Source organism: Streptomyces sp. NPDC043878 (assembly GCF_056435735.1).
Window position 1 is genome coordinate 78082 of the sequence record NZ_JBWKDW010000006.1, and the last position, 13679, is coordinate 91760.

At 69.3% G+C, this 13679-nt stretch carries 14 protein-coding genes; 2 read left to right on the forward strand and 12 right to left on the reverse strand.

Translation table 11 applies throughout. The annotated features are described in order from the left end of the window. Nucleotides 1-67 precede the first annotated feature (67 nt). The 6 genes from nhaA to AC07AZ_RS10725 form a co-directional block, all read right to left on the reverse strand. The gene (nhaA, locus tag AC07AZ_RS10700) at nucleotides 68-1576 is read right to left on the reverse strand and encodes a Na+/H+ antiporter NhaA (RefSeq protein WP_478845995.1); all 1509 of its coding nucleotides are present in this window, start codon (nucleotides 1574-1576) and stop codon (nucleotides 68-70) included. A 210-nt stretch (nucleotides 1577-1786) separates the two neighbouring features. Continuing rightward, a complete protein-coding gene (gene acs / locus AC07AZ_RS10705) occupies nucleotides 1787-3754 on the reverse strand; it encodes an acetate--CoA ligase (RefSeq protein WP_478845997.1) in 1968 nt (655 codons plus the stop codon). Nucleotides 3755-4101: 347 nt separating this feature from the next. Beyond that, a complete protein-coding gene (locus AC07AZ_RS10710; protein WP_478845999.1) occupies nucleotides 4102-5241 on the reverse strand; it encodes a methyltransferase domain-containing protein in 1140 nt (379 codons plus the stop codon). Next, nucleotides 5238-6119, reverse strand: coding sequence for a radical SAM/SPASM domain-containing protein (locus AC07AZ_RS10715; protein WP_478846001.1), 882 nt, complete (start codon nucleotides 6117-6119; stop codon nucleotides 5238-5240). The genes AC07AZ_RS10710 and AC07AZ_RS10715 overlap by 4 nt, the downstream gene beginning before the upstream one ends. A 101-nt stretch (nucleotides 6120-6220) precedes the next feature. After that, a complete protein-coding gene (locus AC07AZ_RS10720; protein ID WP_478846003.1) occupies nucleotides 6221-6703 on the reverse strand; it encodes a hypothetical protein in 483 nt (160 codons plus the stop codon). Then, the gene (locus AC07AZ_RS10725; protein WP_478846005.1) at nucleotides 6700-7068 is read right to left on the reverse strand and encodes an ATP-binding protein; all 369 of its coding nucleotides are present in this window, start codon (nucleotides 7066-7068) and stop codon (nucleotides 6700-6702) included. The genes AC07AZ_RS10720 and AC07AZ_RS10725 overlap by 4 nt, the downstream gene beginning before the upstream one ends. Before the next feature lie 305 nt (nucleotides 7069-7373). Between AC07AZ_RS10725 and AC07AZ_RS10730 the strand changes: the two genes are divergently transcribed. Together AC07AZ_RS10730 and AC07AZ_RS10735 are read left to right on the forward strand one after the other, a co-directional pair. Beyond that, on the forward strand, nucleotides 7374-8234 hold the full coding sequence (locus tag AC07AZ_RS10730) for a helix-turn-helix domain-containing protein (protein WP_478846373.1): 861 nt from the start codon (nucleotides 7374-7376) through the stop codon (nucleotides 8232-8234). Continuing rightward, on the forward strand, nucleotides 8231-8443 hold the full coding sequence (locus AC07AZ_RS10735; protein WP_478846007.1) for a DUF397 domain-containing protein: 213 nt from the start codon (nucleotides 8231-8233) through the stop codon (nucleotides 8441-8443). The genes AC07AZ_RS10730 and AC07AZ_RS10735 overlap by 4 nt, the downstream gene beginning before the upstream one ends. 64 nt (nucleotides 8444-8507) lie before the next feature. On the opposite strand, the gene AC07AZ_RS10740 is transcribed toward AC07AZ_RS10735, so the two are convergent. From AC07AZ_RS10740 to AC07AZ_RS10765, 6 genes are all read right to left on the reverse strand, one after another. After that, entirely contained in the window at nucleotides 8508-8852 is a 345-nt protein-coding gene (locus AC07AZ_RS10740; protein ID WP_478846009.1) for a hypothetical protein, read from the reverse strand. Further along, nucleotides 8849-9112: a hypothetical protein gene (locus AC07AZ_RS10745; RefSeq protein WP_478846011.1), complete on the reverse strand. Its 264-nt coding sequence runs from the start codon at nucleotides 9110-9112 to the stop codon at nucleotides 8849-8851. The genes AC07AZ_RS10740 and AC07AZ_RS10745 overlap by 4 nt, the downstream gene beginning before the upstream one ends. A 72-nt stretch (nucleotides 9113-9184) precedes the next feature. Continuing rightward, nucleotides 9185-9964: a peptidoglycan recognition protein family protein gene (locus tag AC07AZ_RS10750; protein WP_478846013.1), complete on the reverse strand. Its 780-nt coding sequence runs from the start codon at nucleotides 9962-9964 to the stop codon at nucleotides 9185-9187. Nucleotides 9965-10035: 71 nt separating this feature from the next. Next, the gene (locus AC07AZ_RS10755; RefSeq protein WP_478846015.1) at nucleotides 10036-11745 is read right to left on the reverse strand and encodes a collagen-like triple helix repeat-containing protein; all 1710 of its coding nucleotides are present in this window, start codon (nucleotides 11743-11745) and stop codon (nucleotides 10036-10038) included. Between the two features lies 1 nt (nucleotide 11746). Next, complete coding sequence (locus tag AC07AZ_RS10760; protein WP_478846017.1) at nucleotides 11747-12568, reverse strand: hypothetical protein; 822 nt, start codon at nucleotides 12566-12568, stop codon at nucleotides 11747-11749. Next, nucleotides 12565-13629 (reverse strand): hypothetical protein, encoded by a 1065-nt coding sequence (locus tag AC07AZ_RS10765; protein WP_478846019.1) that lies wholly within the window; start codon nucleotides 13627-13629, stop codon nucleotides 12565-12567. The genes AC07AZ_RS10760 and AC07AZ_RS10765 overlap by 4 nt, the downstream gene beginning before the upstream one ends. Nucleotides 13630-13679: the final 50 nt, after the last annotated feature.

The following is a 13679-nucleotide window of genomic DNA, read 5'->3' on the forward strand; positions in this document are numbered from 1 at the left end:
CATCTGCCTGAGTTCTGCGTGACTTCCGCGTGCCCGCGGACGTGTTCTTTTGTACCGTCCCGTCAGATCATGCCGGACGGTCGCCGTCCTCGCCTGCCCCGCCCGTCACTTCGGCAAGCCGTTGGCGCGCGGCGGCCTCCCGATCCGCGGTCATGAGCCCGGCGATCCGGCGGTGCTCGGCGGCCTTGCGCTCGTGGATGTCGGCCATCCGCAGGTGGTACGCGGGGTCGTGTTCCTCGTAGATGTCCGGGATCCCGTCGAGGTCCTCGTCGCGTTCCTCGGCCTCGCACATCGCGCGGTACTTGGCGTTCCGGATCTTCAGTACGACACTCGCCAGGACGGCCGCGATGACCGACCCGGTCAGCACGGCGGCCTTGACCTCGCCTGTCAGTACGGCGTCGCCGTCGAAGGCGAGTTCGCCGATCAGCAGGGAGACCGTGAAGCCGATGCCGGCCAGGGTCGCCACCGCGAAGACGTCCGCCCATTCGAGGTCGTCGCTGAGCGAGGCCCGGGTGAAACGGGCCGTCAGCCAGGTCCCGCCGAAGATGCCGACCGACTTGCCGACGACGAGCCCGAGGACCACGCCGAGCGTCTCCGGCCTGCCGAACACATCGCCCAACGCGCCGCCGGAGATCGACACACCAGCGCTGAACAGCGCGAACATCGGCACAGCCAGGCCCGCCGACAGGGGCCGCACGAGGTGTTCGACGCGTTCGCCGGGGGAGTGTTCCTCCATCTGGGGCCCGCTGGGACCCGTGACCTCGCGGGTGGTGCAGCGCAGCATCAGGCCCATGGCGACGCCGGCGACGGTGGCGTGGATGCCGCTGTTGTACATCAGCCCCCAGATGACCAGCGCGAGCGGCACGTACACGTACCAGCCGCGCACGCCCTTGCGCAGCAGCAGCCAGAAGACGACGAGACCGGCGACGGCGCCGCCCAGCGCGGCGAAGTCGATGGTGTCGGTGAAGAAGACCGCGATGATCAGGATCGCGAAGAGGTCGTCCACCACGGCGAGCGTCAGCAGGAAGGCGCGCAGCGCGCTCGGCAGCGACGTGCCGATCACGGCGAGCACGGCCAGCGCGAACGCGATGTCCGTCGCGGTGGGCACCGCCCAGCCCGCGAGCGAGCCGCTGCCGGCAAGGTTGACGACGGTGTAGACGAGTGCCGGTACGGCCATGCCGCACAGCGCGGCCACCACGGGCAGGGCGGCGGCCCTCGGGTCGCGCAGGTCACCGGCGACGAGTTCGCGCTTGAGCTCGATACCGGCGACGAAGAAGAACACCGCGAGCAGCCCGTCGGCGGCCCAGTGCGCCACCGACAGATGCAGGCCGAGTGCCTCGGGGCCGAAGTGGAGGTGGCTGACGGTCGAGTAACTGTCGCCGAAGGCGGGCATGTTCGCCCAGGTCAACGCGGCGATCGTGGCGATGAGCAGAAGCACACCGCCGACGGTCTCGGTGCGCAGCGCGTCCGCCACGAAGTTCCGCTCGGGCAGGGACAGACGTCCGAGAACACTGCGGGGAGGGGAGGAGCGGGGGGCCGTCACGGGGGAGACCTCCAGTCGGTGGGCGGCACGCATCACATGCCGACCAGACTTCCCGGCGCACCTTTTACCGCTGTTGCTTTGTTTAGTTTACCTAACGTGCGCGGAAAGGCGCGGGGAGGAACCCGGCAATTCTCTCATCAGGCAGGCCACGGGCGCACGAAGGGCACCCGGCGCGCTGATCGCCGGGTGCCCCGGGGGCCGCGCGCAGTCCTCGTGCGCGGCCCCCGTGCGTGGCTCTCGTACTCAGTCCTCGCTGGACGCCGCCGGCAGGTTCGTCTGGATGAGGTCCATGACCGTGGAGTCGGTCAGGGTGGTGACGTCGCCGAGCTCACGGTTCTCCGCCACGTCGCGCAGCAGCCGCCGCATGATCTTGCCGGAACGGGTCTTCGGCAGCTCCGCCACCGGCAGGATCCGCTTGGGCTTGGCGATCGGGCCGAGGGCGGTGCCGACGTGGTTGCGCAGGTCGGCGACGAGCCCCTCGTCCTCGGCGTTCGCCGTGCCGCGCAGGATGACGAAGGCCACGATGGCCTGCCCGGTCGTCTCGTCCGCCGCGCCGACCACGGCCGCCTCGGCGACCGACGGGTGCGAGACGAGCGCCGACTCGACCTCGGTGGTGGAGATGTTGTGCCCCGACACGAGCATCACGTCGTCGACGCGCCCGAGGAGCCAGATGTCGCCGTCGTCGTCCTTCTTCGCGCCGTCGCCGGCGAAGTACCTGCCCTCGAAACGCGACCAGTACGTGTCGAGGAACCGCTGGTCGTCGCCCCAGATCGTGCGCAGCATCGACGGCCACGGCTCGGTGAGGACCAGGTAGCCGCCCCCGCCGTCGGGTACCTCGTTCGCCTCGTCGTCCACCACGGTGGCGGAGATGCCGGGAAGCGGTGTCTGCGCCGAGCCGGGCTTGGTCTCGGTCACGCCGGGCAGCGGCGAGATCATCATCGCGCCCGTCTCGGTCTGCCACCAGGTGTCCACGACGGGGGTGCGGTCCGCCCCGATGTGCTTGCGGTACCAGATCCACGCCTCGGGGTTGATCGGTTCGCCGACGGACCCGAGGATGCGGAGGGAGGAGAGGTCGAACTTCGCGGGGATGTCGTCGCCCCACTTCATGAACGTACGGATGGCCGTGGGCGCCGTGTAGAGGATGGTCACCCCGTACTTCTGCACGATCTCCCAGAAGCGGCCCTGGTGCGGGGTGTCCGGGGTGCCCTCGTACATGACCTGCGTCGCGCCGTTCGCCAGCGGCCCGTACACGATGTAGGAGTGCCCGGTCACCCAGCCGACGTCGGCCGTGCACCAGTACACGTCGGTCTCCGGCTTGAGGTCGAAGACCGCGTGGTGCGTGTACGCCGTCTGGGTGAGGTAGCCGCCGGAGGTGTGCAGGATGCCCTTCGGCTTCCCCGTGGTGCCCGAGGTGTAGAGGATGAACAGCGGGTGCTCCGCCTCGAACGCCTCCGGCGTGTGCTCGGCGGACTGCCGGTCGACGATCTCGTGCCACCACACGTCCCGCTCGTCGTTCCAGGCGACGTCCTGGCCCGTACGGCGGACCACGAGCACGTGCTCGACGTTCTCCGCGCGGGCGACCGCGTCGTCGACGGCCGGCTTGAGCGCGGACGGCTTGCCGCGCCGCCAGCCGCCGTCGGAGGTGATGACGACCCGCGCGTCGGCGTCCTTGATCCGGGTCGCGAGCGCGTCCGCCGAGAAGCCGCCGAAGACGACGGAGTGCGCCGCGCCGATGCGGGCACAGGCCAGCATCGCGACCGCCGTCTCGGGGATCATCGGCATGTAGACGGCGACCCGGTCGCCTTTGCGCACCCCGAGTTCCAGCAGGGCGTTGGCGGCCCGGGAGACCTCGTCCTTGAGTTCGGCGTAGGTGATGGCGCGGCTGTCGCCGGGCTCCCCCTCGAAGTGGATGGCGACCCGGTCCCCGTGCCCCGCCTCCACGTGCCGGTCGACGCAGTTGTACGCGACGTTGAGCTCGCCGTCCTTGAACCACTTGGCGAACGGCGGGTTCGACCAGTCCAGCGTCTCGGCCGGCTCCTTGGCCCAGGTCAGCCGACGGGCCTGCGCGGCCCAGAAACCGAGCCTGTCAGCCTTGGCCTGCTCATACGCCTCCGCTGTGACGTTGGCGTTCGCCGCCAGGTCGGCGGGGGGTGCGAACCTGCGCTCTTCCTTGAGCAAGTTGGAGAGTGACGAACGCTCGTTGTCTGCCATGTTGGTACACCGTCCCATTGGTTTAGACCAGTCAACCCCTCCAATCTTCGGAGGGGTGCAGAGGTGGGTCAACCCCTGCACGAGCCGGGCGTCGCTCCACCACCGATCACGCGCGACAGCCCCCAGGGGTTCACCCTAGGGGCTGCGCACTTCCCGACGTCTACGGCTCGCAACCGGGCGCCGGGAGTCCAGTGGGTCACATAACTATCACTGCGCCCAGAGAGTTGCCTCTGTCATATCCCTTACCCTCCGCCTCGCTCATCGAACGCATGTGCGAATGAAGGGTTGGTGAAGGAACGGCCCCGGTACCTCACGGGAGGTACCGGGGCCGAACTGCACTGCGCTGCTCAGTCGGTGAGCTTCACATGCCATCCGGCACGGTCGAGGACCGTTGTCCCGTCCGGCTTGATGCTCACACGGGCCCCACGCACGGGCAGTTCGCCGTGACTGAGCCAGTACGTACGAACCTCGTCGAGCAGATCCCACAGGCGCCGGGGCCCGCCCTGGTGGACGGTGGGCCGCTCGGTTCCGACCGCGAATGCCCGCGCCCATGATCCGTCGGCGTGCGCCATGACAGCGATGCGCCGGTCACCTTCCTCGCGGTAGGCGTGCTCGATGTCGGGGGCGGTGAGGCTGAGCATGGAATCGAGATCCCATGCGTTCGCCACGTCGACCACCGGATACGGGCCCGTGGTGACCTCTTCGCCTTCCTGGTCATGCGCGGCGGCGAGCAGGACGGACAGACCAGGGGGGTAGTCGGCGCCGTGGCGAGCGTGCATGAATCCCGCGCGGTCCCACTCGACGCGCCCTTTCGCGCTCCCGTCGTCTTGCTTCTCCGCGGTGATCAGCAGGGAGGTTCCGGCGATGGTGGTTACCAGCCGGCCGCCGGGACACAGGGTGTGGAGCCAGCTTGGCGGGACGCTGCGGACGGATACCGTGGCGACGATCCGGTCGAACTGGCCGCCCTGGAACGGCAGAGGGCCGGTTGCGTCGACAGTCTGGAGCGTGGGTTTCAGGCCGACCGCGGCGAGGCGGTCGCGTGCGGCCTCCACGAGGTAGCTGTCTACGTCGACACTCTTCACCGCGTCGGCGCCGAGGAGACGCGCGGCGAGGGCCGTTCCGTATCCGCTGCCGGTGCCGATGTCGAGCAGTTCGTCGCTCTCTGTCATGCGGGCGTGTTCGAACATCTGCACCGTGAGGCTGGGGAGCGTGGCCGAGGATGTCGGCCGGCCCGTGGGGTGCACGTCGGATGAGGCGCTGTCCGCATGCATCCGTCCCACGCGAGTGATCAGTGAGCGGTCGGCGTAGGCCGCGCGGTACCACTCGTTCTCGTTGTCCGGTTGGCGCAGGGTCCATTGCCCCTCGACGATTTCCCACCACTGCGGCACGAAGGTGTGTCGCGGTGTGCGGGCGACGATGCTGCGCCACGGTGACGAACGGTGAGTGACTTTGTCGGCGAGTTGTACCGCTGCGGTTTCCCAGATCACGCGATGGCTCCGAGACGGGGGGTGGTGGGGGCGAAGTAGGAAGGTTCGCATGCCGGGGTGTTGGCCGGGTCGCAGTCTCCGGAGTCGTCCGGCGTGCAGGCGGCTCGGGGTTGCGGTACGGCGTCGGTGAGCTGTTGCCAACGGTCACTGTGCAGGATGTCGGGGAGGCGCTGTTCGCGGACGTTCCCGGCGACCATGAAGCGGGACAGGATGCAGCCGGACACCTGTCCGTCGGGGCTGACGGATACGCGTTGGCGGAAGCATCGGCCGCACAGTTCCGCAGTGCTCGGGAGAGTGGCGGTGTCGCTGGCGGCGCGGCCGACCTTACGCACGCGGTCGACGTGGATGGTCGCCACTCCGAGGCCGCGCAGTTCCTCTTGGGCCTGGTCGACGCGCTGCCCTTCGAGGATGTCGACGATGCCGACGCGTAGGGGGATGCCACGGCGCAGGGCCTCGGTGATGTTGGCGCGCGTGCGCTTGAAGCTGCCGGGGCCGTTGGTGATCTTCTCGTGTTCTTCGGCGCGGTCGCTGTAGTAGCTGGTGGCGAGGCAGACGCCGGGGCGCTGTAACGCGTTCCACAGGCCGGGGCGGACGTGGGTGAGGTTGGAGTACACCTCGACGTTGAGGCCGGCGGCGAGGGCGTGATCGATGTAGTCGGGGAGGTAGGGGGCGAGGGTCGGCTCGCCACCGATGAACTGGACGGCGGGGATGCTGACTTCGGCGATGTCTGTAATGACCTGCTCCCAGTCGGCGCGGGTCATGGCGCCGTGGGGAACCTTGGGGCCTGAGCTGGTGCAGCAGTGGTTACAGCTCAGTTGGCATGTGCCGGTGATCTCCAGTTCGACCGACTTAATGCCTGTCTGTATGGCCGTTGCCATGGGTACCTCTCTGGTGGTGGTGGATGCGACTCGGCGGTCGCTTGGGGTGCCGCCGCGCTGGAGTGCGGCGCGGCGGTGGCATGGAAGGTCGCGCGCCCGGTTCACCGGTTCCGTATGGCCGTTGCGCCCATGTAGGCGCGGCCGGTCGCGACGATGCGCGCGAGGTATGCCTCGACGGCGTCGGGGCCCGCTCCGGGCGGTACCGGGTCGAGGCCGATCGTCAGGCACGCTTGCCCACCAGCGGCGACGTGCGCGCGCCATTCGAGGCCGGGGGTCGGTAACCGCATGAAGTAGGCCGGGTGACCGTAGTCGAGGGCGACGTACGGCCCGCGCAGTATGAGGCGGGCGCCGACGTTGGGCAGGCGCTCGGCGGCTGGCCGTAAGCGCATTGCGTCGGCCATGCCCAACAGGCCGGCCTCGACCGACTCGGCCGTCTCGTCCGCGCGTCGCGGGGGTGCGTGGCCGATCAGGACGTACGCGACGGGCAGGGCAAGCGCGCCCGCGTGCAGCCACGTTGACACGGTGCAGCCGGCCACGAAACCAGGACCGGGCACGGCGCGGAACGTCACATCGTTCGGGGTCATCGCTGCACCTCCGCCCATACGGCCTTGCCGAACGGTCTGTCGTCGACGTCCCAGCGCGCCGCGAGGGCGTCGACGATGTGCAGGCCGCGCCCGCGGGCACGCTCCCCCGACTCGTTGCGCAGATGCGGGCGTTTGCGTCGGGGGTCATGGACTTCGATGCGTACGCGTTCGTCGGTCGTGAGGACTTTGACGAGTAGGGAGTCGCCGGGCTCGGTGCCATACCTGTACGCGTTCGTCACTAGTTCGGAGACGACGAGCAGGACGTCGGCGAGCCGGTCGGGGTCGAGCGGCTTTTCCTCGTGCCCCAGTACCTCGCGTACGTAGCGGCGGGCCTGTGTCGAGGCTTTGTCGCTGGAGTCGAACACGGCTTGCGACGGCGGGCCAAGAGAGGGAGCGCAGCAGTCCGGTAACGCGCTCGGCGGCATGTGAGCCATGCAAACTCCCTACGCCTGTGGTGCCAGTTGGCGCAGCGTTTCGTAACGCCATACGTCGGCACAGTCACATTTCGTCGAACCAGAGTGCTCCCTGTCACACGTGTTGTGCAACCCTCTCAAGCAAAGATGAGAATTCGCATATGCCCGCGAGAGGGCCAGCTCACGAGAGGCCAACGCAGGTGACATGGTTGGAGGCGAACCGGCAGACTGTCGGACATGACGGAGGTGAGGTGAAGTTGAGCGGACCAACGGTGCGTCGGCGCAGGCTCGGTAAGAAGCTGCGCGCCCTGCGCGACTCCCGACACCTCACCCTCGAAGACGTCGCCGAAAAGAGTGACGCTGCGTTCACGGTGGCCAAGCTGTCTCGTCTGGAACTGGCAAAGAGCGCGGCCAAGCCTGCCGACGTCGAGGCGTTGCTCGACCTGTACGGCGTCGAAGACGCCGAGTTGCGGGGCGCAATGCTGTCCCTCGCGCGCGAGGGCGCACAGCGCGGATGGTGGCACAGCTACCGCGGCGTACTGACGCCTGTGTATGAGGACTTGATCAGCCTCGAACATGAGGCGTCGTCGGTGCGCACTTGGGCGATGGGCGTGATTCCCGGCCTGCTCCAAACCGGCGACTACGCACGGGAGATCATCACGGCGACCGCGATGTCGGCGGCCGTCGAGGAACGAATCGATCCACTGGTCGAGGTACGCCTCGCACGTCAGTCGGTGCTCACCCGCGAGCATCCGGTCGAACTGTGGGCGATCATCGCTGAGGGCGCGCTACGCACGACGTGCACGGGTGACGGCGTCATGCGTGACCAGCTCTCGCGGCTGCTCGACCGCGGCCGACGGCCGAACGTCACGATTCAGATTCTCCCGGCGGACGCCCCGCCGCACGTCGGTCAGATGGGCAGTTACTCGCTCCTGTCGTTCGAGGAAGGCGTCGACCTCGACGTCGTGCACGTCGAGTCGTTGACTTCGGCTCTGTACGTCGAGGAACCGGAACAGGTGGGCGTCTACCGGGACGCGTTCGAGCGGCTGCGCGCTGCTGCGCTGTCGCCCGAGCTGTCCGCAAAACGCATCGCAGAGATAAGGGACCAGACGGAATGAACCACGTAGAAGACGCGTCGACCCTCCCCGTGAGCTGGTGGAAGTCGTCGGCGTCCGGCGCACAGTCTGACTGTGTCGAGTGCGCCGTCGTCGACATGCGCGTCGCGGTGCGGGACAGCAAGAATCCGACCGGGCCGGCGCTGTTGTTCTCGCGCGAGAGTCTGGCCGGCCTGGTGGCTGGTATCCGGGCTGGTGACTTCGAGGTGTAAGGGCGCCCACGAACGCACAGAACGCCCCCCGCGCGGCCGTGAATGGCCGTGCGGGGGGCGTTGTTCATGAGCGGGTGGCGAACGTCCAGAGGGACAGGGCGAGGCCGAGCAGGGCGACCAGGGCGGCCACGGATGGGAGCGGCCAGCGGGCCCGTTCGAGGGCGTCGAGTCGTGCGTCGTTGCGCTTCTGGCGCTCGGTCTCGCCGCGCTCGACGGTGTCGAGGCGGCCGTCGTGGTTGTCGAGGCGGCGGGCGTGTTCCTTGATTGCTTCGTCGGTCTGGTCGTGGCGCTGAACGAGCAGGGCGAGGGCGCCGTCGGTGCGGGTGAACCCGACCTCGATCGTCCGCCGGATGCGTTCGAGTTCCAGCGCGACCGCGGCCGGATCGGACGGCGAGGGCTGGGTCGTCACGGCGCGGTGGGCTCCTTGGCGTCGTCGACCAGGCCGAGACCGAACCGGTCGAGCAGGGCCTCGACGATGGGCGAGGCCATGGCGCGAGCGATGACGCCGGCGACCGCGGCGGCCGTGGCGGCGGCGCCGACCAGCCATGGGGCGGCGACGGCGAGGTCGCCGGAATCGGCGACGACCGCGGCGAGCGCGGGCACGACCGCGACGACGGCGGCGAACGTCTGGAGCGCGGTACGGATGGCGCGCGTGTTCTTCGGCTGCATGGGGTGCTCCTGTTCGTGTGGGCCCGCCCCGCGGCGCGGTGCCGACGGGGCCGGGCGGGGTGCTGGCGGGGCCTACTTGCCGTAGGCGATGCGGTGCAGGGCGGCCCAACCCTTCGGGCCGATGGCGGGGTCGTAGCTCTTGCCCGCGGCGCGGTACGTCGGGTGCGCGTTGTGGAACTTGGCGACGGCGGCCTGAGTCTGCGGCCCGTAGTTGTCGGACTCGGCGACCGACTTTGCAAGGAATCCGGCGGCCTTCAGCGCGCGCTGAAGCGGCTTCGCGCTCGGCTTGGCCTTGTTCGGGGCGAGGCCGGCCGGGAACGCGGGCGGCGTGTACGCGGTCGGCTCGGCCGGCTTGCCGGTGAGCTTCTTCGCGCGGGCGACGATCTCGGCGAGCTGGGCGACGATCCGCGAGCCGGGGCAGGACGTGTGACCGCCCCACGCGCTACCACCCATCGCGTGGTATCCGAGACCCTTGCCGGTCGTCGAGTGCGTCACCTGAAGCGGTACGCCGTACTTCTCGTGCGCCCACGCGAGGACGCGCGCGTTCGCGTCGAGCTGGGCGTCGGTGAGCGTGTCGCCCCCCTGGCCTTCGTTCTCGACGGACAGCCACGACGGGTTACCGCCGGCCTGCGCCCATGCGCGGTCGGCGGTGTCGACCCACTGGCGGAGTCGGCCGGTCTTGCTGGTCCCGAAGTGGCTCGACGCCTTGGCCTTGCTGTTGCGGAACCACGAGTCGGTGCCCTCGAACGTGCCGGCCATGATGTGGACGACAACGCCCCGCACTTCGGCCTGTCCGCCCTCGGTGTGGTTGATCGGGATGGGGCGCCACTCGGCGCCGGGCATACGTGCCATGGGAAGTCTCCAGACATGAAAAAACGCCCGGCGCGGTGTGCGCGGGCGTGCGGTGGAAGGGGTGCGGCGGTCTACGCGAGACCGACCCAAAAGCGGTTTGCGCCGTTCTCCATCGAGGTCACGGTGATGGTGGCGGGGGCGGCGGCGACCCCGGTCGAGTAGACGCCGAAGCGGCGAACCATGGTGTAACCGAACTGGTTGGGCGGGGCGCCGGCGCCACTCTCGGCGGCGAGCAACATGGGCCCGTCCTGCGTGGTCGTGTTGTAGACCATGCGCCACACCACGTAATAGATGCCGGCCGCGGCGGAGTAGGCGGCCGTGAGCGGGCTCGATATGGTGCCGCCCCCGGCGTCGTGCTCCTCGGGCGGCTCGTAGGTCGCGGTGGACATGTCGCCGGTCGCGGCGACGCGGGTTCCGCCGCTGTTGTAGAGGGCGGCCCACGATCCCGTTTGCAGGCCGCCGGCGTATCCGGTGGCGAACCACACGATTCGGTTGATCGTCGTCGTCTGGCGCAGGATGACGGCCGTTACCCGCATCGGTCCCGACCCCGGAAAGAGGCCGGTCGATACGGCGAGGGCGGGGTCGAATGCCCACGCGGCGAGGCCATGGTCGGCGGGCGACCACTCGCCGGCGAACACTGCGGCGTCCACGTAGCTTTTCCGGGCGAGGTGGTTCGCGGTGGTCGGTGCCGCGCTGCTCGACGGTACGGCGCTGAACGTCTTTGCTCCGCTGATCGTCTGCGCGGTGCTGAGGGTGACGGCCGTACCGGCGGCCTCTGCTCCGACGTCGGCCGCGGCGAGCACCACGTCGCCGGTTTTGGTGTTGACGGAGGTAACCGGCGCGGTGCCTCCCCCGGTGCCGACGGTGAACACGGTTCCGTCGGACTGCCGCACTTTCAGGGCGCCACCCTGGGCCCACATGAGGGCGCCGGCGGGGTTGGCCGTGGGCGGCGTGGCAGCGTTGGCGAAAGCGAGGATGCCGTCGCTGCCTCCGCCGAACGTGGCGCCTGTGCCCCCGATGCGCACGTCGGCGAACGTGGCCGACGTGTTGCTGATGAGTTCGGCGTTCTTGTTGACGGCGGTGTACTTCGACTGTGTCGCGTCCGACGCCTTGAATACGTCGGCTTGGGTGCCGGCGTAGACAACGTGCAACGTGCCGTCCATGCGGCTGTATCCGCCGTTGTTGGCGACGGCTCCGACGTCGGCGGCGGCGAGGACGACGGCGGCCTGAGACTTGCCGTTGACGGACTGGACAACGCCCGGTGCGCCGGCCGGTCCCTGGGTGCCCTGCGGCCCCTGCGGGCCGGTCGCTCCCGTGGTCCCCTGCGGCCCGCGCGGACCGACCAGGGACGCGAGCCACTGCGCGACCGTGCCGACGAACCCCTGTTTCACGGCGACCTCGTACGCAGAGTCGCCGCGTACGGCAACGTAGGTCGGGGTCGTCGGGTCGGTCGGCGCGATGTCGGCGAGGTCGACGGCGGGCGTCGCGCTGGGCAAGAGGATCTGATACACGCGGTTGACGGTGACGCCGGCGAGCTGTTCGGCGACCTGGTACGACCAGTCGCTCGGGTTCATGCCGGGGGCGTCGGTGGCCGGTAGCTCGACCTCGAACGCGCCCGTGGCGTCGAGCGGGACGACGACCGGTCCGCCGAGGATCACGTCGTACGCGCCAAACGTGATCAGGGACGGTGCGCGGAAACTGATCTGCCCGGACAGGGGGCGGCCGTCGGGGAACAGGAAACGGCCGGTCACCAGGACTGTGGGGATTCCCTCGGGCAGCACGTCACACCTCCTCGTCGGGCGGGGTGCTGATGCCGGCGGCGGCGGCGCGGGCCGCGGTGCGTACGGGCACGGCGGGCGCCTCGTCGGCGGTGAACGTGTTCCGGGTGTAGGCGCGATACAGGCGGGTCTCGACGTTCTGCCCGCTGGTCTTGGCGCGGTGGCTGACGTCCCACACGACGGTTTGCAGCAGCTCGACGCGGTCGAGGGGAACCTCGATCGTGCGCTGTGTCCATGTGTTCGCGGCGACGTCGTACTCGGCGAGCGTCCGCGCGGTGTCGCCGGACGGGGTGGCCGTGATCTTGACCTGTCCGCCACCGGTCCCGGCGTAGGTGAACACGACGATGACGGCGACGGCGTTGTGTGCCGGGCTGGCGCCCCACCATGCGGTGTCGTAGGCGGTGCCGGTATAGGACTGGCGCGCGGTCGGGTACAGGCCAATGGGCATCCATGGTCGGCCGAGGAACCGCTCGCTGAACGCGTCATCCATGACGATCACGTTCCGGTCGCCGGTGTCCCGGTTCCATATCCGGATCATCTGGCCGGCGCCGGAATCGTTGTTCTCGTCGCCGACGGTGAGGGCGGCCGTGCCATCGGTGGGGCGGGCGATGCCGACGGCCCAATCTCCTTGAACGGTCTCGCCGGTCATGAAGATCGTGTTGCCGTTCGGAGCCTCTGCGATCAGCCGGCCACCCTCGCCGATCCGTACGTCGCCGTTGAGGATCTGGTTAAGGGCGGGGCGCATCTGTGCCCGGCCGCGGAGCTGGCGCACCTCGCGTTCGAGGGCCGACAGCCGGTCTAGTACGTCCTGGGGGACGTAGGTCACTGGGGGACCTCCAAGTACAGCTTGGCCGTCTCGGGGCGGCCTCGCTCGGGTGGGTTGATGGACAGGCCGACGACGCGGTACAGGGCGTCGAGCGCGGTCGGGTGCCACAGATCGCGGATGCGGAGGCGGATCGTTGCGCCGAGCAGGGCGGGCGTGATGTTCCCGCCGAGCAACACCTCGACCTCGGGTATCTGCACGGGATTGCGGGCGGCCGTCCAGTCGGCTCGGGCGTGGCCGTCGAGGGTGGCCTGTACCTCGACGGTGGTGTAATCGCTCGTTCCGTCGAGGCGAGGCCAACCGGCGGCGATATCGGCGTCGTCGACCAGCACGGGCGAGGTGAGCGGGTAGGACTCGACGGCCTGGTTCCTGTTCACGGACGCGCCGCGGGACTGCCACGCGTTGGCCTTGGCCGTGGCGTCGACAGGCCACGTGTAGGTGAGGACCGGTCCGGGGTGGTCGAGCACGATCTCGGCCGCGCCCGCGCGGATGATGGGGTGTCCGAGTTGCAGCCGCTTGACCCTGCGGCCGTCGGTGTCCCGGAACGACGCGATGCGCCACTCGAACCCGTTCTCGGCGGCGGCGAGGTCGTCGAGCAGGTCGCCGATGCTGTGCAGGTCGTAGCGCAGATACTCGCGGTCGCGCAGTACGCCGGACACATCGGTGTCATAGGTGATGCCGAGATCGCCGCCGGGGCTGGCCTGGGCGTAGTCGACCAGGCCGCGCGCGATGTCGAATTGGTCGACCTGCTCGGCGAGCTGCGTGTCGTACAACAGCCGGCGGTACAGGTAGGACTCCCATCCGCCGGCCTGTATCTGGGCGCCGAGGAACCCGCGGGAATCGGAGGCGAGGGCGAGCGTCCACAGGATGCCGCCCCACCAGATCTCACGCCCGCGCTCGACCCATACGCCCGTGCGGCCGGGCTGGATTGCCCGGCGGGCCCGCTCGGCAACGGCGCGGTTCGGGATCGGCACCGTGCCGGTCAACCTGCCGGTTTTGCCTATGTAGTCGTCGAGGGACACGCCGGATACGGGCAGCGCGTCGAGCAGTTGGTCGGAGCGCAAGTCACAGAACAGAAGCCGGTACGGGGGCGCGAGAGACACAGGCACCCCCC